Source organism: Paenibacillus barcinonensis (assembly GCF_003217495.1).
Classification (GTDB): Bacteria; Bacillota; Bacilli; order Paenibacillales; family Paenibacillaceae; genus Paenibacillus; species Paenibacillus barcinonensis.
The window spans coordinates 86,092-111,659 of sequence record NZ_QJSW01000013.1; the positions used below are offsets into that span (position 1 = coordinate 86,092).

Annotated in this window: 24 protein-coding genes and 1 other annotated feature; of the genes, 3 read left to right on the top strand and 21 right to left on the bottom strand. The window is 48.7% G+C overall.

From position 1 onward, the window contains the following. Positions 1-103 precede the first annotated feature (103 nt). The 3 genes from DFQ00_RS18830 to DFQ00_RS18840 form a co-directional block, all read right to left on the bottom strand. Complete coding sequence (locus DFQ00_RS18830) at positions 104-2,851, bottom strand: ComEC/Rec2 family competence protein (RefSeq protein ID WP_244213919.1); 2,748 nt, start codon at positions 2,849-2,851, stop codon at positions 104-106. 125 nt (positions 2,852-2,976) lie between these two features. Continuing rightward, positions 2,977-3,498 (bottom strand): deoxycytidylate deaminase, encoded by a 522-nt coding sequence (locus DFQ00_RS18835; protein ID WP_110898027.1) that lies wholly within the window; start codon positions 3,496-3,498, stop codon positions 2,977-2,979. Positions 3,499-3,546: 48 nt separating this feature from the next. Continuing rightward, positions 3,547-4,074 carry a ComEA family DNA-binding protein gene (locus tag DFQ00_RS18840; protein ID WP_110898028.1) on the bottom strand — a complete coding sequence of 176 codons (528 nt, stop codon included), beginning with the start codon at positions 4,072-4,074 and terminating at the stop codon, positions 3,547-3,549. 186 nt (positions 4,075-4,260) lie between these two features. Here DFQ00_RS18840 and comER point away from each other — a divergent pair, with 186 nt between their 5' ends. After that, positions 4,261-5,106, top strand: coding sequence for a late competence protein ComER (gene comER / locus DFQ00_RS18845; RefSeq protein ID WP_110898029.1), 846 nt, complete (start codon positions 4,261-4,263; stop codon positions 5,104-5,106). On the opposite strand, the gene leuS is transcribed toward comER, so the two are convergent. From leuS to spoVAC, 17 genes are all read right to left on the bottom strand, one after another. Then, the gene (gene leuS / locus DFQ00_RS18850; protein ID WP_110898030.1) at positions 5,087-7,531 is read right to left on the bottom strand and encodes a leucine--tRNA ligase; all 2,445 of its coding nucleotides are present in this window, start codon (positions 7,529-7,531) and stop codon (positions 5,087-5,089) included. The two genes, comER and leuS, sit on opposite strands and share 20 nt — an antisense overlap. Positions 7,532-7,604: 73 nt before the next feature. Further along, positions 7,605-7,862: a binding site (T-box leader), on the bottom strand. Between the two features lie 127 nt (positions 7,863-7,989). Further along, positions 7,990-8,946 (bottom strand): phosphotransferase family protein, encoded by a 957-nt coding sequence (locus tag DFQ00_RS18855; protein ID WP_110898031.1) that lies wholly within the window; start codon positions 8,944-8,946, stop codon positions 7,990-7,992. A gap of 244 nt (positions 8,947-9,190) precedes the next feature. After that, positions 9,191-9,961, bottom strand: coding sequence for a class I SAM-dependent DNA methyltransferase (locus tag DFQ00_RS18860; RefSeq protein ID WP_110898032.1), 771 nt, complete (start codon positions 9,959-9,961; stop codon positions 9,191-9,193). 25 nt (positions 9,962-9,986) lie between these two features. Further along, a complete protein-coding gene (locus DFQ00_RS18865; protein ID WP_110898033.1) occupies positions 9,987-10,892 on the bottom strand; it encodes a CvfB family protein in 906 nt (301 codons plus the stop codon). Beyond that, positions 10,889-11,236, bottom strand: coding sequence for a ribosome silencing factor (gene rsfS, locus DFQ00_RS18870; protein ID WP_110898034.1), 348 nt, complete (start codon positions 11,234-11,236; stop codon positions 10,889-10,891). Before rsfS ends, DFQ00_RS18865 begins: the two co-directional genes overlap by 4 nt. Then, positions 11,233-11,826 carry a bis(5'-nucleosyl)-tetraphosphatase (symmetrical) YqeK gene (gene yqeK, locus DFQ00_RS18875; RefSeq protein WP_110898035.1) on the bottom strand — a complete coding sequence of 198 codons (594 nt, stop codon included), beginning with the start codon at positions 11,824-11,826 and terminating at the stop codon, positions 11,233-11,235. The genes rsfS and yqeK overlap by 4 nt, the downstream gene beginning before the upstream one ends. Continuing rightward, a complete protein-coding gene (locus DFQ00_RS18880; RefSeq protein WP_110898036.1) occupies positions 11,810-12,400 on the bottom strand; it encodes a nicotinate-nucleotide adenylyltransferase in 591 nt (196 codons plus the stop codon). The genes yqeK and DFQ00_RS18880 overlap by 17 nt, the downstream gene beginning before the upstream one ends. 14 nt (positions 12,401-12,414) lie before the next feature. Next, positions 12,415-12,708: a ribosome assembly RNA-binding protein YhbY gene (gene yhbY / locus DFQ00_RS18885; protein ID WP_090914936.1), complete on the bottom strand. Its 294-nt coding sequence runs from the start codon at positions 12,706-12,708 to the stop codon at positions 12,415-12,417. 77 nt (positions 12,709-12,785) lie between these two features. Beyond that, positions 12,786-13,661, bottom strand: coding sequence for a shikimate dehydrogenase (aroE, locus tag DFQ00_RS18890; protein ID WP_110898037.1), 876 nt, complete (start codon positions 13,659-13,661; stop codon positions 12,786-12,788). Between the two features lie 51 nt (positions 13,662-13,712). Further along, positions 13,713-14,837, bottom strand: a complete 1,125-nt coding sequence (yqeH, locus tag DFQ00_RS18895; protein WP_110898038.1) for a ribosome biogenesis GTPase YqeH — start codon at positions 14,835-14,837, stop codon at positions 13,713-13,715. After that, positions 14,834-15,361: a YqeG family HAD IIIA-type phosphatase gene (locus DFQ00_RS18900; RefSeq protein ID WP_110898039.1), complete on the bottom strand. Its 528-nt coding sequence runs from the start codon at positions 15,359-15,361 to the stop codon at positions 14,834-14,836. Before DFQ00_RS18900 ends, yqeH begins: the two co-directional genes overlap by 4 nt. Before the next feature lie 108 nt (positions 15,362-15,469). Further along, entirely contained in the window at positions 15,470-17,683 is a 2,214-nt protein-coding gene (locus DFQ00_RS18905) for a DUF4129 domain-containing transglutaminase family protein (protein ID WP_110898040.1), read from the bottom strand. Further along, positions 17,680-18,927, bottom strand: coding sequence for a DUF58 domain-containing protein (locus DFQ00_RS18910; protein ID WP_167433772.1), 1,248 nt, complete (start codon positions 18,925-18,927; stop codon positions 17,680-17,682). The genes DFQ00_RS18905 and DFQ00_RS18910 overlap by 4 nt, the downstream gene beginning before the upstream one ends. A 3-nt stretch (positions 18,928-18,930) precedes the next feature. Continuing rightward, positions 18,931-19,887 carry an AAA family ATPase gene (locus DFQ00_RS18915; RefSeq protein ID WP_110898042.1) on the bottom strand — a complete coding sequence of 319 codons (957 nt, stop codon included), beginning with the start codon at positions 19,885-19,887 and terminating at the stop codon, positions 18,931-18,933. A 181-nt stretch (positions 19,888-20,068) separates the two neighbouring features. Continuing rightward, the gene (gene spoVAE, locus DFQ00_RS18920) at positions 20,069-20,419 is read right to left on the bottom strand and encodes a stage V sporulation protein AE (RefSeq protein ID WP_090914950.1); all 351 of its coding nucleotides are present in this window, start codon (positions 20,417-20,419) and stop codon (positions 20,069-20,071) included. Between the two features lie 5 nt (positions 20,420-20,424). Beyond that, the gene (spoVAD, locus tag DFQ00_RS18925) at positions 20,425-21,441 is read right to left on the bottom strand and encodes a stage V sporulation protein AD (RefSeq protein ID WP_110898043.1); all 1,017 of its coding nucleotides are present in this window, start codon (positions 21,439-21,441) and stop codon (positions 20,425-20,427) included. Further along, positions 21,438-21,944 carry a stage V sporulation protein AC gene (gene spoVAC / locus DFQ00_RS18930; protein ID WP_110898044.1) on the bottom strand — a complete coding sequence of 169 codons (507 nt, stop codon included), beginning with the start codon at positions 21,942-21,944 and terminating at the stop codon, positions 21,438-21,440. Before spoVAC ends, spoVAD begins: the two co-directional genes overlap by 4 nt. A 669-nt stretch (positions 21,945-22,613) precedes the next feature. On the opposite strand from spoVAC, the gene DFQ00_RS18935 reads away from it, so the two are divergent. Both DFQ00_RS18935 and DFQ00_RS18940 read left to right on the top strand, forming a co-directional pair. Further along, a complete protein-coding gene (locus DFQ00_RS18935) occupies positions 22,614-23,687 on the top strand; it encodes a M42 family metallopeptidase (RefSeq protein WP_110898045.1) in 1,074 nt (357 codons plus the stop codon). Positions 23,688-24,046: 359 nt separating this feature from the next. Further along, positions 24,047-24,367, top strand: a complete 321-nt coding sequence (locus tag DFQ00_RS18940) for a hypothetical protein (RefSeq protein WP_110898046.1) — start codon at positions 24,047-24,049, stop codon at positions 24,365-24,367. Positions 24,368-24,661: 294 nt separating this feature from the next. On the opposite strand, the gene DFQ00_RS18945 is transcribed toward DFQ00_RS18940, so the two are convergent. Next, positions 24,662-25,369 carry a metal-dependent hydrolase gene (locus DFQ00_RS18945; protein ID WP_110898047.1) on the bottom strand — a complete coding sequence of 236 codons (708 nt, stop codon included), beginning with the start codon at positions 25,367-25,369 and terminating at the stop codon, positions 24,662-24,664. Positions 25,370-25,568 lie beyond the last annotated feature (199 nt).

Genomic DNA, 25,568 nt, shown 5'->3' on the forward strand with positions numbered 1-25,568 from the left:
CTATGATGGATCAGGAATCTTCATTTCATGCCAACCATCCTTTTCAGAGTAACTTACTACGATAGGCACTTCATTTTAGAATCAGTAGGCCAGTTATTCATATCTATTCTGTTGGCCCTTCGTCCTTCACCAGCTTATACCGCACCTCCACCGCTCCATTCTTCACCCTCATCTGTACCTCACCCATCTGGTCCGTCCGGTAAATCTGAGAACCCACCGCTTCCAAACGTTTCATCACCTCGGGATTCGGATGACCATAGGTATTGTTAACGCCCGCAGAGATTAATGCAGCTTTGGCATTCCAGTGTTGAAGCCATGCCTCCGAAGTGGAGGTCTTACTACCATGGTGCGCAGCCTTGAGTACATCAATGGATATGGGGGACGACGACCAGGGTCGCATTGCAGCCATATCTGCCAGCGAACCTTCCTGAATCGCATAGAGCACATCCTGCTCCGTTACCGCATCCATATCCCCGGTGAACAGCATAGACGTACCTGCCATCTCCAGCAAAAATACAACCGATGCAGCGTTCTGATCCTCATAAATGGGAATCTCCCCCGATGAATCTGGCAGTGCACCAGGTTCAGGTGAGAGGAAGTGTAGCATTGTCTCCTGATCCGGCTTATAGGTCATACCTTGACGTATAGCAAACAACGGAATTTGGCGCTGCACCGCCGTATCCAGCAGCTGATCAAATTTCTCTTTCCCACTTGTCGTTCCATTAAACATCAAGCGCCTCACCGGAATCTGCTCCAATACCGCCTGTAGACCGCCAGCATGATCCTGATCCGCATGGGTTGCAATGACAGCATCCAGATGATGAATCCCCCTCTTTTTCAGTAAGGGCACAACGACCTTGGCTCCCACTTCATAGGGATCACGTCTCGTTTTCCATGATGCTTCATTGCCCCCAAAGTTAATCGTGCCTCCACCATCGACGAGAATGTGTTTGCCTCCCGGTGTGGTGATGAGCGTGCTGTCTCCCTGACCAATGTCAAGAAACTGTACCACTCCTGTACCCGCAGGCTGCGAGGGCTGGTATGCCCACCATAAGCCGGCCACAAAACCTATGGCAAGCGCACCGCATAACCAGCGCTTGGCCTTACTGATCTTAATTTCGGTATAAAACCCTGCACCTCTAGCTGTAAAGGCACTGGCATACTCCGGCCAAGCGACACTAGCCCCGAGCGTTGTGAGTGAACCTTGATCTGTACCACCGGTTCGTGTAGACATACTCTGTCGATCCCTATGCAGTGGAGCCGTGTCCTCCTCTCCTACACTACAATACTGCGGCGTATCACCACCGCTCCTCTGATAAAGCAAATATAACAGCGCATACAAAATAATATAGTAAGCCGTAATCCATAATAGAGAAGGCGATGCCCAGATCATGACAAAACCAGGCAAGCTGTTCATGCATTCCACACTCAGAAAAGTAATCTGATTCAGTTGAATCGCAACCCACGCCAGAACTTTTGCAAACGGGAACCACACGAAGGATAATATCATCGCCACCGTTCCTAAAGGCAGTACCACCGCGCTAATCAAGGACACCAGCAAAAAGTTTGCAGCAAAAGAAAGCAGCGAGAACTGATTAAAGTACAGAATCGTGACTGGAAAAGAAATCAGCTGCGCCGTCACCGTTACCGACGCTGTTGCCGCGAGTGCTTTGGGCCATTTGCTGAACAGTCTGTTGATGAGCGGCATATAAATCATCAGACCTGCCGTCACCAGAAAGGAAAGCTGGAAGCTAACATTCAGTAAAAAATATGGATTCCACCACATCATTAACAGAGCTGCTGCACTGATGATCTGAAGACCATCTCTGGCTAACCCGCGCTTCGCCATATATAACCCGATCATTGACATCATACCCGCCCGAATGACGGAGGGAGAACCGCCCGAAAGCAGCACATATGCCGGGATCAGAAACAGGGCAACGGTTAAAGCTGTCTCTCTCGTCAATCTCAGCCATGACATCAGCATCAGCAGGGATGTGACATAGACCGCGACATGTGTACCCGAAATAGCAAGGATATGCGTGAGTCCCAGTTGAGAGAATTGACCATATGTACCCGGATCTATGTCCTTTGCCATGCCAATGATCAAGCCCTTCATATAACCGGCATGTGGTTCAGGGAATAAGCGATCCACTGCAGAACCAAGCAGCTGCCTTGCCGAATCGGTCCATCGTAATATGTTGATCCGTTCCCATCCTTGCGGAGTCACCGCAGTAACCGAATCAGCACCTTTCACCTTAAACATCCAATGAATATATTGCGTCCTGAGATAATTACGATAATCAAATCCACCAAAATTCCTTGCTTCTCCAGGAAGGACCAGGGAACCAGAAAGCGTCAGCTTATCTCCCCGCTTCCACGCTGCTGCAATGCTTTGCTCCTGCTCTTGCATTAAACGAACTTGCACGATAATTCGCTCATGGATCGCAGATGAGGTCACAGGTGACTTTACTTCCTGAACTATAATAGAGGAGAGCTGTATTTCGAAACTTGCACGATCCCCATCAACTCGCACATCCGAAGCAAGTTCTCCTTCCACGATGGCAGTTAATCCGTCAATCACATCCGCAGAAAGCTGTAAGTATTCAGGCAGCTGGCTCGAATTGTGAGAATCATTCCACTCCCACTGCATGATCCCTCCAATGAATGCAGCAAACAAAATCATGCTGAGCCACCCTCTCACGGAAATATGCAGCACACGAAACACAAGCGGAAGACACGCCGTAGCTCCAGCTATACCCAGAAACAGCGTCCAGCCTGTCAGCATACACGCCATACCGCTTCCACACAGCCAAAAAATTGTAAAGCAAAGCAGCGGTCTGCCCTTCATGCTATCCCCTCTCCCTTCTGAACATGCCAGAAATACACAAAAACCCCCGGAAGCCTGTTCAGGCCTGCCGGAGGTTCTTCCCCACACTTATTTTCTTCACTTGTTGCCTCGAGCTGCTGTTCAGCTCAGTTGCTTACCGTCATCATCGTCTCCCGTGGTGGCTTATAGTTGTCCAGCCTGCGGAACGTAATGCCTTTCTGTTGCATCATATGGGTTACTTTGCTGGTATCTTTGGGATACGAGCGATGAAAAACTATCTCGGTCACACCGCTGTTAGCCAGCATGTTGGCACATGTCCAGCAAGGCTCATCGGTTACATAGACAGAGGAGCCTTCGCGGTCAATGCGATCTGTGAATAAAAGCAGATTCTGCTCCGCATGGATTGTACGAATACAGCGTTGCTTTTTGACCATTTCCTCGTGGCCATCCGTCACCACCAGCTCATATTCTTCTGCAATCATACAGCCTGCCTCGGAACAGTCCGGCACCCCCATCGGCGCACCGTTATATGCGGTTCCCAACAGCTTTTTTCCTTGAACCAGCACGGCACCTACATGTCGTCGCGGGCAGCGGGAACGTGTAGAGACCATATACGCGATATCCATAAAATACGTGTCCCAATCCTTGCGAAGCTCTACTGTACTCATTCAGTCTCCCCCTCATGCTCTGACCCATCTCATCCTGTTAAACTTCACTTATTGAATCTGTATATATGGAGCCATCTTCTGCAGCATCTTCGTGCCTATACCCTTCACCTTCGTCAAATCGCTGACCTTCGTAAAGGGCCCGTGTGAATTACGGTAATCTACAATGGCCTGAGCTTTCTTCTGTCCAATTCCCGGAAGCTCGATAAGCTTCGAGACAGAAGCAGTGTTGATATTAATTTTGCCATTATCGTTTGTTTCAGCTGCTGCAGCAGCTACCGGATCAACCGGAGACTGCTTACTCCCAGCCTCTTCTTTAATCTCGGCAGCAGCGGTGCCAGCTCCAGCTTGCTTTTGCGGGTTTCTGTCTCCTGGTGCTGAGGCTGACACAGCCGCAGTCTCCTCCTGAATCAAAGCAGCCGACGGTACAGCAGAAAAATTCTGCGCACTTGTCGGCTGCTCGATGCCGAGCTGCATCGGTTCCCAGCCGCTAGATGGCTGTTCACTTTTGCCCGACCATAATATTAATATGCTCCCAACCACTGCTGCAGCAATGGTCATGCCTTTATTCCATCTCATTCTCCACACTCTCCCACATATTCAAAATAAATATCATTTCGAACACGGGCGGTGCTTCCGAACCGTTTAATCTTTTTATTTCAACAATTCCATGCATATTCATGTCATGTGAATCAGGACCTCATGCATAGAATAGAAGGAAGATACTGCGCCATTACCGTAAAGCATGAAAGGAGGCCTGAACCAATGAAGGTTGGATTTATCGGAACCGGCAGCATGGGCAGCCTGTTGATCTATGCCCTGATCCAATCCGGTGCACTCGAACCCCGTCAGATTGCAGCAAGCAATCGAACCCCTTCCAAAGTACGGCAGCTATCCCTCCGTTACCCTGGTCTACATGAATCACAGAGCAATCGGGAAACGGTGATTCGCAGCAACATCATCTTCCTGTGCGTGAAGCCGCTGGAATTCAAACATGTTATCGACGACATTCTGCCTGTTGTGAATTCCAATCATATAATTGTCTCGATCACCAGCCCCGTGCAGCTGCGCCATCTGGAATCTTCACTTCCTTGCAAAGTCTCCAAAGTGATCCCGAGTGTTACACATCAGGTGGGCAGCGGAGCATCCCTGTTTATCCACGGGGAACGAATGACTGCTGAAGACCGCTCTGTGCTGGAAGCTCTCTTGAGTCATATCGGCAGACCCTATCAAGTGGATGAAGCCTGCACTCGAATCACATCTGACTTCTCCAGTTGCGGACCTGCATTCATATCCTTCTTCCTCGATGAATGGATCGAAAGTGCGGTACGATTGACAGGCATTAAACGAGCAGATGCCTGTGCTCTTGCCGGAGAAATGCTGCTCGGAACAGGCAAGCTGTTAACCGAGGGAGGATATACTCCGCAAGAGCTTCAGGCCCGTGTCGCCGTACCTGGTGGCATAACAGCCCAGGCACTTGCCCTGCTGCGAAAACATCTGAACGGTGTATTCGACAACCTGATTCACACGACACATGAGAAATATGATGAAGATTTAGTCAAGCTGGATGAGCTGTTTCGTGCCAGTGAAATTAACCGGCAACAATATTAACCAGTTTGCCTGGAACGGCAATGACTTTGCGAATGGTCTTGCCTTCCAGCGCTTGTTTCACAGGAGCCAGCTCCATCGTATAATCCTGCATTCCCTGTGCATCCAGATCCTTGGCAATGGTTGTACGGGTTACAATTTTACCGTTAACTTGAACGACGATTTCCACTTCCGCATCCACGGTCATCGACTCATCGTATCCAGGCCAAGCCACGTAAGAAATTCCACCCTCATGTCCAAGACGGCTCCACAGCTCTTCAGCTATATGCGGTGCCAAAGGTGACAGCAGCTGAACAAAGTTTTCCATCGCCTCACGCGGCAATGTATCCGCTTTGTAAGCATCGTTGATGAAAATCATCAGCTGACTGATTGCAGTATTAAAACGCAGATGCTCCAGATCTTCCGTTACTTTTTTGATCGTTTTGTGTGCTGTGCGTTTAAATTCATCCGTTCCACCGTCAGCTGTAATTTTCTCATTCATCGCGCCCGTATCTTCGTTAATGAATAGACGCCATACGCGGGACAAGAACCGATGCATCCCCTCTACCCCTTTAGCATTCCAAGGTTTAGTCGCTTCCAGAGGTCCCATGAACATCTCATAGAGACGCAGTGTATCTGCACCAAATTCATTAACAATCTCATCCGGGTTAATGACATTCCCACGAGATTTACTCATTTTTTCATTGTTCGTCCCCAGAATCATGCCCTGGTTCACCAATTTTTGGAACGGCTCTTTCGTGTGTACAACACCCAGATCGTACAACACTTTGTGCCAGAAACGTGCATACAGCAAGTGAAGCACAGCATGCTCTGCTCCACCAATATACAGGTCAACCGGCAGCCATTGCTGCTGTTTCTCCTGAGAGATCAGCTCCTTGTCATTGTGCGGATCAATGAACCGCAGGTAATACCAGCAGCTTCCTGCCCACTGCGGCATAGTGTTGGTTTCGCGGCGAGCCTTCATACCCGTTTCCGGATCAACGGTATTCACCCAATCCGTCACATTGGCCAGCGGTGATTCACCTGTGCCAGATGGTTTGATCTGATCAATATCAGGCAGCAGCAGCGGCAGCTGATCTTCCGGCACGGTCTTCATGCTTCCGTCTTCCAGATGCAGAATCGGAATCGGCTCTCCCCAGTAACGTTGACGGCTGAACAACCAGTCGCGCAGACGATACGTTGTTTTCCCTTGTCCTTTGCCTTGATCTTCGAGCCAAGCGATCATCTTCGCCGCAGCTTCCACATTGTTCAATCCGTTCAGGAAGTCGGAGTTCACATGTGCTCCATCACCTGTATAGGCCTCTTTGGTCACATCTCCGCCTTCAATGACTTCGATAATATTCAGATCAAACTGCTTTGCGAATTCCCAGTCACGTGCATCATGGCCCGGTACGGCCATAACAGCGCCTGTACCGTAACCAGCCAGTACATAATCCGCAATCCAGATTGGCAGCTTCGCCCCGTTAACCGGATTGATTGCATACGCTCCTGTGAACACACCGGTTTTGTCTTTGGCCAGATCAGTACGTTCCAGATCACTCTTGCGAGCAGCCTGCTCCTGATAAGCCTTTACAGCCTCACGCTGTGTTTCAGACGTAATAACGTCTACCAATTCGTGCTCTGGCGCCAGAACAGCAAAGCTTGCACCGAACAATGTATCCGCACGGGTGGTAAATACTTTAATAACCTCTTCACGGCCTTCAATAGCAAAAACCACTTCAGCTCCTGTAGATTTACCGATCCAGTTGCGCTGCATATCCTTGATGCTTTCGGACCAATCCAGCTCCTCCAGATCCTCCAGTAAACGCTCTGCATATTCTGTAATTTTCAGTACCCATTGACGCATCGGTTTACGTATTACGGGGTGTCCACCACGCTCACTTTTGCCATCAATAACTTCTTCGTTTGCGAGCACTGTACCCAGTGCCTCACACCAGTTCACCGGTACTTCGTCAACATAGGCCAAGCCTTTATTGTACAGCTGGATGAAAATCCATTGTGTCCATTTGTAATATTCCGGGTCTGTCGTGCTGATCTCACGATCCCAGTCATAGGAGAATCCGAGCGACTTGATCTGACGACGGAAATTGTCGATGTTACGGAATGTAATATGACGCGGGTGCTCCCCTGTATCCAGTGCGTGCTGCTCCGCAGGCAGACCGAAAGCGTCCCAGCCCATCGGATGCAGTACATTGTATCCGCGCATCCGTTTGTAACGGGATACGATGTCTGTTGCGGTATATCCTTCCGGGTGACCTACGTGCAGTCCCGAGCCGGACGGATATGGAAACATATCCAATGCATAAAACTTCGGTTTGGATGGGTCCTCACCTGTTTTGAACGTTTTATTTTCATCCCAATATTGCTGCCAGTTCTTCTCCATCACTTGTGGCTGATAGCCATGCTTCGGCTGGTGATTCTCACTCATCTATATTCCTCCTTCAGGTTATAAGCGCTTTTAAAGCAACAAAAAAACCTCAGCATCCCGTAGCGTTTGCAGCGCTAGGGACGAGAGGTTGAATTCCCGTGGTACCACCCTAGTTAGCGGACGAACGTGCTTCGTCATCCACTCCCTTTAGACCTGTAACGGCGGTTAACCGATGCGGATTTCCTTTCCCGTTCTGCACACAAGGCATAGAACCGTGTAATCACCGCATTTCTCCAAGGCGAGTTCGCAAACTACTGTCAATCGGCTTGCACCAACCGCCGACTCTCTGTGATGTACAGAATTCACTACTGATCCTTATCATCGAAATATGTATACAATATCGGAAACATTATATAAAAACGGAAGCATAAAGTCAATATCGCACGTCATATTCATACTTTTGACACGATAGATAGCACCTATCTCGTTCCACACTTCACGAAGGCCAGACAAGCAGCTCAGCTATTCTGAAAACGGGCAATGCCCTCTTCCATATTCTGAATCGTCCACTGGATATGATCCTGATTATCATACTGGCGGTAGTTACATTCAATGCGCAACGCAAGATCAAAATACAGATCATACAGACTTCTACGCTTCTGCTCATTTTCCGTAGTTAATGCACGTCCATACCCTTTTACAAAGCCTGGAGTGTAGTTAAAATGACTGAAATAATGCTCCATAAGCGGATCACCCCACAACGAGCGCTCAAAATCTATAATGCCTGTAATCTGGTTATCCTGCACCAGTACATTGCCATCCCATAAATCCCAGCTGATCAGAACCGATTCTGTCACCTCATCCAATGCATCCGATTTTCCCTCGATCAAACGTCTAAGTGCATCGTAGTTCATCCCGATCTCTACTTCAGCCGCCTCACCATCAGCCAGCATATCCTCCATTAACATTAAAAAAGCTTCTCTCCACGTCGCACGCTGTCTGTCCTTGCCCGAAAAATAACCAAACTGTTCACCCTTGATCTCATTGATCCGCCGATTATAAACTCCTAATTGCTGTTCAACCCCATCCTGCTCTTCCTGTGTGAGTTGAGCCTTGATCTGGTTATAGGGCACCCCGGACATAAATTCCATAATAAAATAGGGTGCCGGAGCCTTCGTTAAGGAATCATCGTACACGAGCACCTTGGGCACTGGAACATCTCCCAGCTTGGCAACAAGCCGGAGGGCCTGCACCTCTGCCGTCATCAAATCCTGTTCACAACGCATCATCTGGGTCGCAGCCGATGGCGCAATCTTCAGGACAATGTTCTCGCCGCCACTAAGCTTTATGTTGTAGGCCTGGTTTGCCCAACCGTCAATCAATTCCTCACAGCTCTGAATCTGTGCCGCGAGATGATGCCGAACAATCTCATTGAGCTGCGCTTGGGACAATCTCGTTTTATATGTGCTTTCCATAGTAGTGCTCCTCCTTTTACTAAAGTTAGCCGTATTCCAATCAGATGGATGGATAAGCTCCCGTCACTTAAATAAAGATCTCCCTCTATTGAGAAAACGCTTTCCGAATAAAATTATTATGTTCTTCTTTAGCACATGTAGCAATACTTTTATGCCTTTTAAGCATATCTTCATCAAAAAAACTGCCCCTAGCTTGCATCTGGCATGCAGCATAAGGACAGCTCGCTATTTAAATAATAAATAATTATTTCACAGCCACATAGAACAAACGCTCCGCGCTGTCTCCAGCCTCGTTCCACTCAAAGTCAGCATAGACCTTCACATCACGAAAGCCCGCTTTGCTTAACTCCAGCTTCATCCAATCCGGGTCATATGCACGCTGTACATGAACTTCCTCAAATCGCCGATACGTATCCTTGTTACCCTCCTCAACACGCGAGAAAATACTCAAGTGATGCTCGATCTCACACCGATCCTGATCCAGATCACAGGTCCAGATGTAGGATACGGAGCGCTCATCCAGTACAAAGGGCTGCTCTTGATCGTAACGGATTAATGTATTCGGATGATGCACATCAAACAGGAATGTGCCTCCAGGCTTCAGCATCTCATACGTGCGTTCAAAAGTACGAATCACATCTTCGGATTCCAGAAGATAGTTCACACAATCACAGAATGAAATGACCGAATCTACTGGCTCAGGCACTCTCCAGTCCCGCATATCCTGCTGCACCCAGCGTACGCTGCCTTCCCGGTACAAGCGATGTCCCTGAGAAGTGGCTTCCATTTTGCTGCGAGCAACAGACAGCATATCGGCTGAGAGATCAATGCCCGTCACCTCAAAACCGGAGTTTACCAGCGGGATCGTGATGGAACCTGTTCCGCAGCCAAGCTCTGCCACACTTTTGGGCATGCCATGCTGTTCCCAGGCTGTTCTTGCAAACCTTATCCAGTCCGGATAAGGCATATCTTCCATTAATTCATCGTAAACGTAGGCAAATTTCCGGTAAGACATGTCGGCACCGCACTTTCAATTTCTTTTACTTCTCTTCTGGCTGCTGCTTCGGTGCGGATTCGGACAGATATGTCCAGTTTTCCTTCTGCACCACCAGTCCATCCTTCATCAGCTTGCCAAGCGCACGCTTGAACGCTGATTTACTGATGCCGAAGCGCTGTTTGATAATGTCCGGCGGTGTCGCATCCGAATACGGCATGCCGCCCATTGGGCGCTCCTTCATAAAAGCAAGCAGCTTGTCTGCGTCTTCGTTGCGCCCAACCTCTTTGCGCTGCGTCATAGCCAGATTCACACGTCCGTCTTCACGCACCAGCGTAACCCGGCATTTCACTTTCTCCCCTAGACGCAGCATGTGACTGCGCTCGGAGGAATGAATCATGCCAATCGCACCAAAACCAAGCACACCGCCATCTACGAGTACAAACGTGCCCATTTGAAGTGGCTTGTACACCAGGGCCTCAACCCACTGATTAACCCACGTGGTCGGTGCATGGAAAGCAAGTGGTGCAAGCTCACGTTCTCCGGCCAGTTTGGCGCGGAGTCGTCCTTGCTTGTCATGCTCCATCATCACGAACACTTCATCCCCAACTTGAGGACGTAGCTCTTCAAGCTCGGGTAATTCACGAATGGGAAGCAGCAATTGACGTCCAAGACCCATCTCCAGAAAACATCCAAGACGTGGATGCACATCCGCTACAACCAGCTTAGCCATCTCTCCAAGCGTGAGGTAAGGTTTTTTCATCGTAACAGCAAGGCGGTCCTCTGTATCAAAAAACACAAAAACCTCCAGTGTTTCACCGATTTTGATGTCCCGAGTCAGCTCGGTGTAGTGAAGCAATACATCTTCCGATCCTGTCGTCAAAAAGTAGCCAAAGGGTGACACTTCACGTGAAACCGGCAGCGAGACGACTGTTCCTGCAATCAAGCTCATACGGTCTCCACCACTTTGGCGTCAGACCAGAGACGCTCGATATTGTAATACTCACGCTCATCGCGGTGGAATACGTGAACCACCACATCACCAAGATCCATCAGGACCCAGCGTGCAGAATCCATACCCTCGATGCCTTTGATCGTTACACCGGCAGCATGGGCCTGTTTGCGGATTTCTGTAGCAATCGCCTGCACCTGTGTATCGGAATTCCCGTGGCAGATCACAAAATAATCTGCAACAAGCGAAATAGTATTCAGGTCCAACGCCACAATGTTGGATGCCTTTTTATCATCAGCGGCGGCAACCACCATATTCATAAGTTCTTTCGATGATACTGTCATGAACCAACCTCCATAATCTTTAATTGTGCTATCAAGTCATTTCGCGAGAGCACAGTGAGCGGATAAATAACACGGCGCTGAGAAAGCAACAGGCTGATCGTTGAATCAAAGCCGGCAATCAAACCTTCCTCCAGACTGCGATGCGCCTGCTCACGAATATGCTCCACACCTGGGAAATCACGTCCCGGCTCAATATAGTCCGCAAGACAGACCACTTTGTCCAGCAGACTCATGCCCACTCTACCTGAAGTATGCCACCGAATGGCGTTTATAATTTCGGAATCGGACACACCATAATCACGCTCGGCAACAAAAGCACCCACTTCAGAATGCCAGAGCTGCTTGTCATGTGTTAACAATTCGACATTTAATCTATTATTATGATCACGAATGATCGCTTCCATCTCTGCTATAGGCCAATATTTCGCCACGTCATGCAGAATCGCCGCCACATCAGCCTTCTCGGGATCAGCACCATACTTTTCAGCCAGGGCAACTGCAGATTCCATAACCCCCTGCGTATGTTTCCAGCGTTTGGCGGGCATCTGTGCAGAAACAGCCCGGATTAATTCCTCACGGCTTAACGCCATATAAACCGCTCCTTACAATGTATTGATGCACTGCATCAGGGATCATAAAACGTACGGAATGCCCCTTCGCGAGCCGTCTGCGAATAGCTGTGGATGAAATATCAACAAGCGGCATTTCTGCCAGCAGCACCCGATCCTGCAACGGTTCTGGCAGATCGTCCAGATGCAGCTGAAAGCCCGGACGTCCAACACCGATAAAGGTCAGCCTGGACGCCAGCTCTTCGATCTCTTCCCACTTCGGAAGATAGTTGACCATATCCGCCCCGATAATGAAATAAAATTCATGTTCCGGGTGTCGGCGCCATAGCTCACGCATCGTATCAATCGTATAGGATACGCCGCCAAGCTCCATTTCGATGCCTAACACTGCATACTGGGGAGCATCCTTTATAGCAGCCTCCGTCATCTCCAGACGTTGCCGCCCCGTTGCACCGGCCTCGGGCTTGTGAGGCGGTACATGAGAGGGCATAAACCAGATTTCATCCAGTGCATGCGCATCCCTTGCCGCTTCCGCTGCCAGCAAATGCCCCATATGGATCGGATCAAACGTACCGCCCATGATGCCGATTTTCACCCGCGCCACGCTCCTTATCTCGGAAGTTCGATCTGTTTGTTATCGCGTGATTCTTTGTACAGGATAATGGTGCTGCCGATGACTTGTACCAGCTCGCTGCCTGTTTCACGGGCAACCTCTGCAGCAATTTCATTTTTATCATCCAGGTTGTTGTTCAGCACTTGCACTTTCATCAATTCGCGCTTTTCAATTGCCTCTTCAATATGGCGGAACAAATGTTCATTCGTGCCCCCTTTACCAATTTGAAAAACAGGGGTCAGATGATGTGCCTGTGACCGCAAAAAACGCTTTTGTTTACCAGTTAACATGAATACTCCATACTCCTTATGTTGAGCAGGCCCTCAAACCGCTGGACAGCTCTACGCTGTTCGGTGGGCCTGACCGTTCAATTATTATTTGTAAAGCTATCCAAAACCGCACGTCTCATCGTATCTATCGGAGCCGGAATGCCAAGCCAATGCTCGAATGCAATCGCGCCTTGATAGATAAACATGCCCAGACCGCCGTGCACGGTGCAGCCTCGCATACGGGACTCCCGCAGCAGACGTGTTTCCAGCGGGTTATAGATCAGATCACTGACGGCTGCTCCTTCGCGAATCCAAGCGGGATCAACCGGCAGATCATCGACATATGGATGCATTCCGGCTGCTGTCGTATTGATAACGATATCCGCGTCAGCAAGCACAGCTTGTGCTTCATGCATTCCACTGCCAGAGATGTCCCCCAGATTGTAGTTCCTCAAATCTGCAGCAAGAGCCGCCGCTCTGTCAGCCGTACGATTCAGGATACTGATCTGCTCCGGCTTCTCCAGCGCGAGTGCGTAAATCACTCCTCTTGCGGCTCCGCCAGCGCCAAGCACTGCAATTTTTTTGCCCTCAATCTGAGGAACAGCCTCTTCCTTCAGTGAACGAACATAACCCATCCCGTCAGTATTATACCCTGTCAGTGTGCCATTTTCGTTCACGATAGTATTAACTGCCCCGATTAAACGGGCACTCTCATCAATGACATCAAGATACTGCATGACCTGCTCCTTGTGCGGAATCGTGACATTCACACCGCGATAACCCAGTGCAGTGATTCCACGAACAGCAGCTTGCAGTTGATCCGGCTTCACATGAAGCGGCATGTACATCCCCTGCACACCTGCTGCCTGCAAAGCGGCATTATGCATCGCCGGCGACTTGGAATGAGCAATCGGATCGCCCATCACACCAAGCAGCACAGGCAGTGAAGCATTGAACTTGCTCTCTGCCGACATCGGCTCCCCTCCGATCTGTTCCGTTGTTCCAATTAGAAATTGCATCTCAGGCTAGATCAGGGAAGGACGAATCTGTACACGAATCCCTTTGGGAACATGAACTGCAATCAGAGCACCCTCATCACCATTGACCTTGATCCAGCCCAATCCGGAGATGAATACATCGGACTGACTGCCACGTTTAATGCGGAATTCATGTCTGGTCCATTCCGGCATCTCGGCTGCGTTCTCCCGTGTTGGGGGTGCAAGCAATTCTCCCAGGTGATCACGATACAAGTCGTCGGCTCGTTCCAGCTTCGTCCGATGAATGTTCAGCGCTGTACTGATAAAACAAGTGAACGACTGACGATCGCCTTCAATAAAATCAAACCGGGCCATGCCGCCGAAGAACAACGTCTGGCCAGCATTCAATTGATATACCGCAGGCTTAAGCGGTTTCTCCGGCATAATGGCAGCCAGATCATTACGTGATACAATCTCGCTGAATCTCCATGGATACACGATTCCCGGTGTATCAATGATCGCTTTTCCATCATCCAGCGGAATATTAACCATATCCAGCGTTGTTCCCGGATAACGCGAGGTTGTGAGCTCCTGCTCCAGATCGCTGTAGTCTCGAATCAAGCGGTTGATCAGTGTAGACTTACCTACATTGGTTCCACCAACCACATATACATCCCGATCACCGCGATACGTGCCAACCAGTTCAAGCAAGCGGTCAAAGCCCTGATTCTGCTTCGCACTGCACAGAACTACATCTACCGTTCGCAGGCCTTGTTCCTTCGCTTGCTTCTGCACCCAGTTACGCACCTTGTTCCAGTTCGTCACTTTAGGCAACAAATCCGTTTTGTTTACAGCAAGCAGCACGGGATTGTTTCCAACAAAGCGTTGCAAGCCGGAAATAATACTGCCGTCAAAATCAAACAAATCAACGATATGAATGACCAGTGCATCCTTATCCCCGATTTTGCTGAGCAGAGCCAGGAACTCGTCCTGATCCACCGTAACAGATGATGACTCATTATAATTTTTGATCCGGAAGCAGCGCTGGCAGATGACCGGTTCACGATCAAGAGCCTTCTCAGGAATAAATCCGGGCAATTCCGGATTTTCGGTTTGCAGATGCACGCCGCATCCACTACATCTTACGGCAATATTGCCGTTAGGTTCTGTCATTTCTTCTTTTCCTCCTCAAGCCATAAGCCTTTCTTACGCAAACTTGACAGAGCAATCCGTTCTACTCTCCGATTGAAACGGGTCATAAAGCCCTCATCTCCGATGGAGATTGGCAGCACCAGAACCGTATACAGTCCAAGTCTGTTGCCTCCATACACGTCAGTGAGCATCTGATCCCCCACAACAATAGTCTTTTCGGGAGTAAGCTCCATCAATCGCATTGCTTTACGAAACGGTACATTCGATGGTTTGCGTGCACTATGCACAAACTGGATATCCAGCGGAGTCGCAAACAGGGATACACGATTCAGATTGTTATTGGACACAATCATCAGCTTGAATCCTACCTCTTTAACACGCGCGAACCATTCGATCAATTCGGGTGTAGCATCAGGTGCTTTGGCTCCAACAAGCGTATTATCCAGGTCAGTTATAATTCCACGATACCCTTGAGCGTACAGTTCTTCCAAATTAATGTCAAAAACTGTGTTTACACGCAGCTTGGGCAATAACATTTTAAACAAAGAAGTCACCTCAGTTTCATACGACACACTATATCACAAATCCGTCTTTCCTGAAAATGCAAACTGCCTTTATCGTCAGGAAAAAAGGAAAAACGGGACGGGCACCTGTTATGCCCGTTCCGCTTTCAGTTCCTTTCGCAGCCTCAAGGCGGCCTGATACACAACCTTCCAGTCATCAGACGTTACCGTTGCCGGACTATAACGTGTCTGTTCAAACTTCATCAGCAGCTCTTCCAATGTGGCTCTAGCTGACGGTCTGAGCTCGCTCCAGCGAGTTACAGACTCACGCAGCGTTTCGTCACCACTACGTGTCAGGCCCTGCCGTCTCGCATAACGAATCCAGCGCTCTGTCTCAGCCAATACCTTCTGCTCAGGGGTCAGCGGCTTGCCTGTTCGCAGACGAAGCAGCAGGAATCGCAGCGACAGACGGTTGCGCCAGAACATGTAAGCGACCCACAGCACAATAACAGCAACTGCAGCCCAGATAACAAAGGAAGGCATCGTAGCATTTGTCTGCTCAGGAGCCTGTGTTTTGGTCTCTTCCTGAACCGGTTCTTCCTCCGGCTGCTCCTCTGGCTGATCCACGGATTGAACATCCGGCGTCTCGGTCAACAGCGGCATGTCAAAGCCAGGCGTTGCCTCAACCGGAATCCATCCGTATTCGCCAAAGTAGACTTCTGCCCAAGAATGGGCATCTGCATTCGTTACGGTATAGGTCGTCTCGATAGGTGCACCAGGCTGGCGAGGAGCCTGCATGTCCGAACCCAGCGACATTTGTCCAGGCGCATATCCCTTAACCCACCTTGCCGGTATACCCTCCGAGCGTGCCATCATCACAAGGGCAGTGGAAAAGTAATCGCAGTACCCTTCACGAATATCAAACAGGAAACCCTCAACAAAATCAGCACTCACTTTCCGGGATAAATCCGGATTGTTGGTGTAATTAAAATTTTGTTGTAAATAGTTTTGTAGTAATGCCACTTTTTCATACGGTGTATTTGCAGATGCTGTAACCTCTGCCGCCAGATTCTTCACCCGTTCAGGGAAGCGGGACGGCACCTGCAGATATTTATCGTCTGCGGGATTACTTGAATACAAGGCGTCCGCTGTCTTGGTACGAAGTTCATCCTCTACAATGATCGGTACTTCGGAAACAATGGTGTAGGTTTTCGGATACTGCGGCTGCTGACGTGTTGTGACTACATGTAATTCAGCCTGATCCGCGTTCCATAACATACGCCCTGCTCTCTCTTCACCGTTCACCGAGATCACCTGGGATATGGAATATGATCCAAACAGAATCGGATATATGGTGTCGTTCAGCATTGTCACTTTTTGAGTGACCTGCTTGGTTTTCACTTTTCCGGCCTGGCTGTTCTCCAGCTTCTGATTGGCCTCCACATTATCCATGGATGCACGTCCCGGCTCGTCCCAGCCTGTTCCGGTATAATCCGAGCGTGTTTCACCACGCCAGTAGCCTCGGTCACTGGTCGTCACCGACATGACAGGGGTGTAGTCAAAATTAAAGCCCCCGCCAAGCTTGTTGTCCTCCCGACTGTACCCGGATTCCGTTCCCGCAGGAATATCCAGCACCCCGTTACCCGCCTGGGTCGAGGATGATCCGGTGTAATTACGCCAAGCTGTATACGGGTCAGTCAGGGTCGGCGGAACTGCCGGCATGTTCACACTGGCTACAATAATTAATGAAAAAATGATAGCGATATTCGCCAGTATTTTGTAAGGATAGCGGATCATTCGTTTCCAGCCCTGCGGGTATTGCAGCTGATAATTACGGAAGTGCTGACATACAAGCCAGCCCATGCCCGCAAACATTACCCAGGCAATCTCCACCCACAACGGAATTTGAGTGAACGAATCCAGAATCCCCAAGGAAATGATATTAATTCCGAGGAACACAAGGATACGTTTCGTTGAATTCACTAGACGAAGCGCTGCCTCCAGCATCACCCATGCACATAAGGAAAACCAGATATAAGGCGGCATATGCAAAATAAATTGCTCGATCCGTTCGGTCAAGGAACCGAAGGGGATGTAAACCATGTAATCAATCAACGTTTTATGCAATAGATATATAACTGCAACGGCTTTGACTATGGTTCGATACAGCACCTTAAAGGGAAGCACAACCTCCAGAATGCTCACCGCAGCCAGCGTCCATAACACCAGCGAAGTGGTCTCTGTATACCACGATTCCCGTGTAAACGATATCCATTGAATCGCAATTAGAAATATCCAGAGCAGCGCTGCCGCATGATACCAGGACCTTTTCATACTCAGGCTTTCGTTTCCTCTGGCGTTCATACCGAACCTCCTCCCATAACTGTAGGAAGCTCCTGCAGATGAGCAACGGTAAAGGATCTTGTACCCCGTCCCCGCAGCATGGCATTCCATTCGGAACTCCGCCGTGATTCCAGCGAGTCAATCAGGATATGACACGGGGTCATGCCACGTGTATCTGCCCAGCGAAGCAGCTCAAGTATTGGGTCATCCTTTTGGGGAGAGATCACAACAAAATAGGCCCCTTGAGGAAATTGTCTCGCCATGTTCTCCACCCCTGGCAGCAGGGATTGACCCTGCCCGTTATCCTGAATATCCACCAGATGATGTATCATCTTCTGCCGTTCGATCAGGCTTTCACTGGGAGGCATATAACATGACTTATCAGACAGGGTTAACAGCCCCATCCCCATTCGCTCCCTTGTGCCATACTCCAGCAGAGAGGCTGTCGTGGAGACAGCCAGTTCGAATGCTTCTCCGTGTGGATAGCTACCTGCCATAGCGTCGAGCACCAGGATTGTTTTTGGTACAGACTCATGCTCGAACTCTTTTGACTTCCAGCTACCCGTTTTGGCGGTTGCATTCCAGTGAATACGAGACAGACGATCCCCGTAAACATAATCGCGCACACCGTTAATCTGTGTTGTTTCCCTTCGTGAACGAGTCAAGGCCGTCTGCGGGCCCGATAAACGAGACTTACGGTCATATAGCTGCCAGTATGGAATAAATACCGTACGGGGAAGTACACGAAATTCTCCGCTTGCCTTGAAGGTTCCCCGGTGTTCAATCAGTCCAAAGATATCCTCGCTGGCACATTCGGTATCGGAAAACACATATTTTCCTCGCTCTAGCGGTGGCGTTTGAAATGAAAGCTCGCCGTGTCCACGCATACTCGGAATAAGGCTTTCTTTAAAGGACCACGATTCTCCATTATGCCGGTGCAGCATCTCTCGTACAACGACATAAGGTAGTGGAAGAAATCCCGGAATGTTCAGGCTGAGCTGCACCTGGATCTGATCACCGGCATGAAGCAGCTCCTCATGGTTATGGCCGGAAGACAGCTTGCGTACGCCTTGGGTCCGTTTCACACCACTGAATCCGGCAATCGCCAGATACAGGCAAAGCAGCGTCACCATGGACAACAGCATAAGTGAGGTCTTTCCTCCCTGGAACAAAACATACGCGAGACAGCACATCCACACCATTGCGATGCCCCATACGCGTGGGTGGCGCAGGCCTCGGCTGACAGTTGTCAAAAGCGGTCTCATCAATTATTGCCCCATGGATACAGGCACACGAACCTGCTGTAAAATCGAATTGAGAACAGCCTCTGAGCTCATGCTGTCCAGTCTGGATTCAGGACGAAGCACAATACGATGAGAAATAACATACGGAGCCATCGTTTTTACATCATCCGGCAGCACATAGTCTCGCTCCTGCAGGAAGGCGAAGGCTTTCACAGCCATCATGAAGGAAATGGCCGCCCGCGGGCTTGCTCCCAGGAGCACAGAAGGATGTGAGCGTGTGTGACGAACCACGTCCAGCAAGTAGTCCACCACCGGATCACCAATAAACACTTCTTTTATCTCCTGCTGAATAGCCGAGATCTGATCCATGTGTGTTACCGATGCCAGCCTGTCCACTGGCTGCCCGGATTGATGCTGCTTGAGCAGCGTTTTTTCGATATCCTTGTCAGGATAACCCAAACTGATCTTTAACATAAACCGGTCAAGCTGTGCTTCAGGCAGAGTATATGTCCCCTCAAAATCAATCGGATTCTGGGTTGCACAGAGCATGAACGGATGAGGTAGATCGTACGTGTCGCCATCAACGGTTACGCTGCGCTCCTCCATCACTTCGAGCAGCGCGGACTGTGTTTTGGTTGTTGCCCGATTAATTTCGTCCGCCAGCAAAATATTGGTCATCACAGGGCCCGGCCTGAAATAGAAGCGCTCATCCTTTGGATGAAACACCGATACCCCTGTAATATCACTTGGTAAAATATCAGGATTACATTGAATACGCCGGTATTCACCGCGCATGGATTTGGAAAGTGCCTTGATTAACTGTGTTTTGCCCGTTCCCGGTACGTCTTCAATCAGAACGTGCCCGCCTGCAAGCAAAGCTGTGAGTAAAAGTTGAATTTCAAAGGACTTCCCCATAATGCAGGACTCCAGATTAGAACGAACTGCAGATATAATTTGGATCGACTCTTTGCGCACAGGCATGTGGTCTAACCTCCTAAACAAGCATACAGATTTCCTTTTATTGTACATGATCCAGGAGCATGAGTACACTCGAAGCAACTCACAATTTGTTTCCAATCGTCACATACACCGTATTTCATGCATAAAGACGACAAAAAAGCCCCGGATAACATCTATCCGAAGCCCCTGCTTATTTTTAAATTTAACCTTTTGGTCGAACGACGAGCGCAGCGAGAAAAGAAAATATAATCGCAGACGATATCCCCGCTGCGGTCAGATCAAAAATGCCGGTGATCACACCGATCCAGCCCTCTTTTTCAAGCTCGGTTAAAGCGCCGTGTACCAAGGAGTTTCCAAAGCTGGTGATCGGTACGGATGCACCTGCACCCGCAAATTTCACCAGGGGATCATAAAGACCAAAAGCATCTGCGACCGCTCCAGCGACCACCAGTGTACTCATCGTATGTGCAGGGGTCAATTTCGCCCCGTCCATTAGCAGCTGTCCAATCACACAGATCAGACCCCCAACGATAAAAGCCCATAGAAATTGCATGATTGTTACCCCTCCTGTTCGATAGCTACGGCATGTGCAATACAAGGAATACTTTCGCCCTGCTGATAGGACAACGGAGACAACAGCGCACCTGTTGCAACGACAAGCACCCGCTTCAGATCACCCTTCTGCATCCGGTTGAGAATGTGGCCATACGTAACCGTGGCAGAGCATCCGCACCCGCTTCCACCAGCAACGACCTGCGGTTGATTCTGCCGATCATAGATCATTAGTCCACAGTCATTAAAAACCGTCTGTTCCATCGGAATACCTTCCTTGTGCAGAAGCTCTTTGGTAATAGGCAAACCAACAGATGCCAGATCCCCTGTAACAATGAGATCATAGTATCCTGGCTCCAACCCGGTATCTCTGAAATGAGAAATAATGGTATCAGCTGCTGCCGGGGCCATAGCCGCCCCCATATTAAAAGGGTCCTTGATACCCAGATCCATGATTCGGCCAATGGTTGCTTTAGCTATAACAGGACCTTCTCCGGTGCGGGAGATCACTCCACAGCCAGAACCGGTAACGGTGTACTGCGCATAGGGCGGCTTCTGCGAGCCATACTCCGTCGGATAACGAAATTGCTTCTCTACGGTACAATTGTGACTCACCGTTCCGGCAAGCACATAATCTCCGGCGCCTGAGTCCACAATCATGGAGGCCATAGCAAGTGTCTCCATCGAGGTGGAACAGGCTCCGAATACGCCAAGATAAGGAACGCCAAGCTGTCTTGCAGCGAAAGAACTGCTGATAATTTGATTCATCAGATCCCCGCCAACAAAGTAATGCAGCTCTTCCTTCGTTTTATTGGCATTAATAAGCGCAAGCTGTGAGGCTTGTTCGAGCAATTTCCGCTCTGCTTTTTCCCACGTTTTCTCCCCGATCTCCAGGTTGTCATATACATAGTCAAAATCAGAGGCTAACGGTCCCTGGCCTTCATCTGGCCCCACAACGGTTGCTCTGCCTATGATGCGTGGCTGATGATCATACTCCCACGTCTGACGACCCAGCCTTTTCATAGGTGTCCACCTCCGAATCCCAGAAAGGCATACACGATACCGATAATAAATGCAGCCACGACTCCGAACACAATGACTGAGCCAGCAAGCTTAAACATGTTTGCGCCTACGCCTAATACAAGTCCTTCCGCACGATGCTCCAGTGCAGCAGAGCACATGGAGTTTGCGAATCCGGTCACGGGTACAGCGGTGCCCGCTCCTGCCCACTGTGCAATTTTGTCGTATACACCGAGGCACGTCAGAATGACCGAGATCAGAATCATCACTGCGACGGTAGGGCTTGCGGCTTCCTTGGATGTCATGTCCATCCATGCCATAAATGCCTCTTGAATCGCTTGTCCTATCAAACAAATCGTTCCCCCAACAAGGAAAGCCTTGACACAGTTTTTGAAAATAGGACGTGAAGGCTCGTGTTTTTTGGCAACTTTCTTATACTCCTTTTCATCCATGGATAGTGATGAAGCTTTCTTCTTTCCAGTTGCAGATTGTACCGGCAAGCACATGACCTCCTTTATGTTAATGTGTATTGTGGATTCGAACAGCTATTGACTGATTGTCTATGTGTAACTTCTTTATTCATTGTTTGTAAATTTCGGGCAGGTTATGTATCCGGCGAGCAACAGCATATGTTTCCATATTGTAATTTCTGGATTTATTATATTTAATAAAGGATTTTTGGTTGGTTAGCTCACGAATGGAAGGTTCGGATTGAATTAGCTCACGCCGTCTGTTCAAGTTTACTTTTCCCTGTTTATAAACACTGGTTATAAATAAAGAAGAATGATGACGAGCAAAATAAATAACACAATAAACAGCATTTTCTCATAACCTTCATCAGGAGGCTTCATCTAATAGTCGGCTCCTTCCTTTATGAACAAACGTTATAACAGGAACGATATGGAAAAAACAACAAGATGCTTCTATGCTATGTATATTCACAAGCCCCATCTCTGGCTTATGACAAAAGCGGAGGAAAGCTGAATGAAACTGGAGTGAATATCAAATAACATGCCTGAAAAACGTAATATAATCATGGACAATCACTTGTACAAGGTTCATACTAGATTGTGACCAGTGGTTAATAACAAGTCCTTAATATTGACAAGGACAATCAGGCCAGTAGCCGTTCTGCTGTGCCCTGATCTACATACCAACAGAGGAGTTGTTTGCACATGAATGAAAAAACGTTGGACATGTTTCGAACGTTAACTGAATTTCCTTCTGCTTCCGGCTTTGAACGTGAGTTGCGTGGGTGGATGAAGGAACAAATGTCCGCGTATACGGATGAATTTGTACAGGATCGTCTGGGAAGTCTTTTTGGTGTACTGCGGGGAGATGAAGCCGGCCCGAAAGTGATGGTAGCCGGACATTTTGATGAAGTAGGTTTCATGACAACGGGGATTACCGAAACAGGCATGATCAAATTCCGTCCACTCGGCGGATGGTGGAGTCAAGCGGTTCTATCCCAGCGGCTGCAGATTATTACTCCTGAGCGCCGTATCACTGGCGTTGTTGGCTCTACGCCTACTCATTTGCTGGATGAGTCACAGCGCAGCAAGCCCGTCGATCTGAATACCATGTACCTGGATATCGGAGCAGATGACCGCGCAGAAGCAGAAGCGTGGGGCATCCACCCGGGCATGCAGATTGTGCCAATCTGTGAATTTACGCCGCTGGCGAATCCTAAAAAAATTATGGCAAAGGCTTGGGATAATCGTTACGGTGTCGGGCTGGCTCTTGAGCTGGTGGAGGCACTACATAAGGAAAAGCTGCCGAATACGCTATATTCCGGTGCAACTGTTCAGGAGGAACTAGGTCTTCGCGGAGCACGCACTGCGGCAAATCTCATTCAACCAGACATTTTCTTTGCACTCGATTGTAGTGCAGCCAACGATATGACAGGTGACAAGCAATCCTTCGGCCATATCGGCCAGGGCGCCTTGCTTCGCATCTTTGACCCGGGCATGTTTACACATCGGGGTATGGTTGAATATGTACAGGATACTGCTGCTTCCAATCAGATCAAAATGCAATACTTCATCTCGCCTGGCGGGACGGATGCAGGTCAGGTTCATCTGAGCGGCATCGGTGTACCATCGACCGTTATTGGCATCTGTGCTCGTTACATTCATACCTCTTCATCCATTATTCACACCGACGATTATGATGCAGCCAAAGAGCTGATTGTGAAGCTGGTAAAGGGCCTTGATCGCACCACGATGGACACCATTATCAATAATGCTTAATTAGTTATATATCCACTTTTGTGAAATAACCACAGAGATACCTCACCGAATTTGCTTCGAGGGTATCTCTTTTTCTATGAATTTCACAATATTTAAGTTGAACTAAAGATTTTACACCATCCACTCCGATGACAGAACAACCTTCCAATCGCTGTTATCCCCAGATTTTTTCGATTCCCTTTTCCAAAAGGAAAAATCTGGTGATAAAGGCGACCGCTCCGCTTTTTCAGGTTTTTTCTGTCCTCTCCGTTCAAGTGTAAATAAATAGTTCAACTTAAATAGATTGCACTGATTGAACATAATGAGGACCAGATACATAAGATAGGATAATCAATTATTAACCAGCGGGGGACCTTTATATGGCAGCAGGCAGAAATGGAAAATCAAATAAAGGTTCCAGAAAAACCAATGCTGCGAACACCCTTCTGGGTGGGAATCTTAGCGGAAAAAAACTAGAACTGATTGTTGCAGCATTGTTAGTTAGTGGAAAGTTGAGAGTAGATGCCGTTACGTTGTTTCGCGAAGCTACATTAGTTGTGGAGTTAGTGGGGCAGTACAAGACACTTCAAAAGGTCACACCCACCAATTCAGATAAACTGGTACAGTTCCTTGATGAAACAGGCCGTGATATGACGCTGAACGATGTCATTCAGGCGTTTCAGCAGCGTATAAATTCCTAAATGTCAAAAACGAAAAGAGGTGCATGTGATGTCTGAATTCGATGGCGTCGGTTTCGCCGAAACGTTAATTATACTTATTCTAGTCGTATTATTTGTGTTTGGTTCGACAGACATCGAAACACTCAGTAGTACACCTACAAATACCTGAACCCGCCCCTTTTTGGCACGATGTCCAGCCAACAATGTTCAGAATGGATACCGCATTTCGCATCGCATTCTTATAAGAAGACCTTAAATTTGAAGAACGCCAGCCCGTTAATCTCAGGCTGGCGTTTGGCTTGATTGTTTGGATATCTACAGAAATAAAGGGGAAAATGCAAACCAGGTTAGAATCAACGTCAGCACTACGCAAACATTCTCAACAACAGCTCCGTGACTGGTCCCTGTACTCATCAGATTTGCTCTGATACGCAGCTTTAACGGTGGCAATGGGCGAATGCCTCGGTTGGTCAGCGAATCAGCAAGCAGATGAATAGCATAAGCCGTTCCTCCAGCCACCCATATTTCCGGGCCTTGCTGCTGCGTCGTACTATACAGCAATCCGGCCCAGACGGCCGTTCCATACAGAGTATGTGTTAACCCCCTGTGTGTCAGCGTAGTACATAACATAAGCAAACTGCCTGCAATCAGGTTCCACGGAGCAAAAGCATGCCCATAAAAAACCAGCCCTAGTCCGATGGCAAACATCAGCACTTTACGCAGTGATCGCGATGGCAAAAAGGATACAAGCCCGATCAGTACAGCAAGCAGCAGATTCCAGGGCTTGCTTGGAATGTAGAAATACACAAAAACTGCCGCGGGTAAAAGAATCGTCTGCAGCAACCGAATCAGACTGCTCGGCAGCGCTTTGGATACCAACAGCGAATTAGGCTCGTCGATATCGGGCAGTAGTGAGCCAATCAGTGCAACCGTCACTGCTGGAGCCGTGACCGGCATACCCAGTAGCTGTAGCACTGAAAGGGATACGCCTGTGCCGATAATGAGGTGGGATCTTCCCATCATGATGCAATAACGTCCTTTCATAGTAATAGGGAACTGATTCATATTGGATCCCGTACCGATCATACAACGAAAGCGAAATAAGAACAATAGTTCGTATTTCTTATTTCTAAAAATCTTTTTTAGTTTCCGTGAGCGCCATCACACTTCTTTCTATATGAATGATCTATCTTTATTAGTGAAATTAATCACATTTATTAAA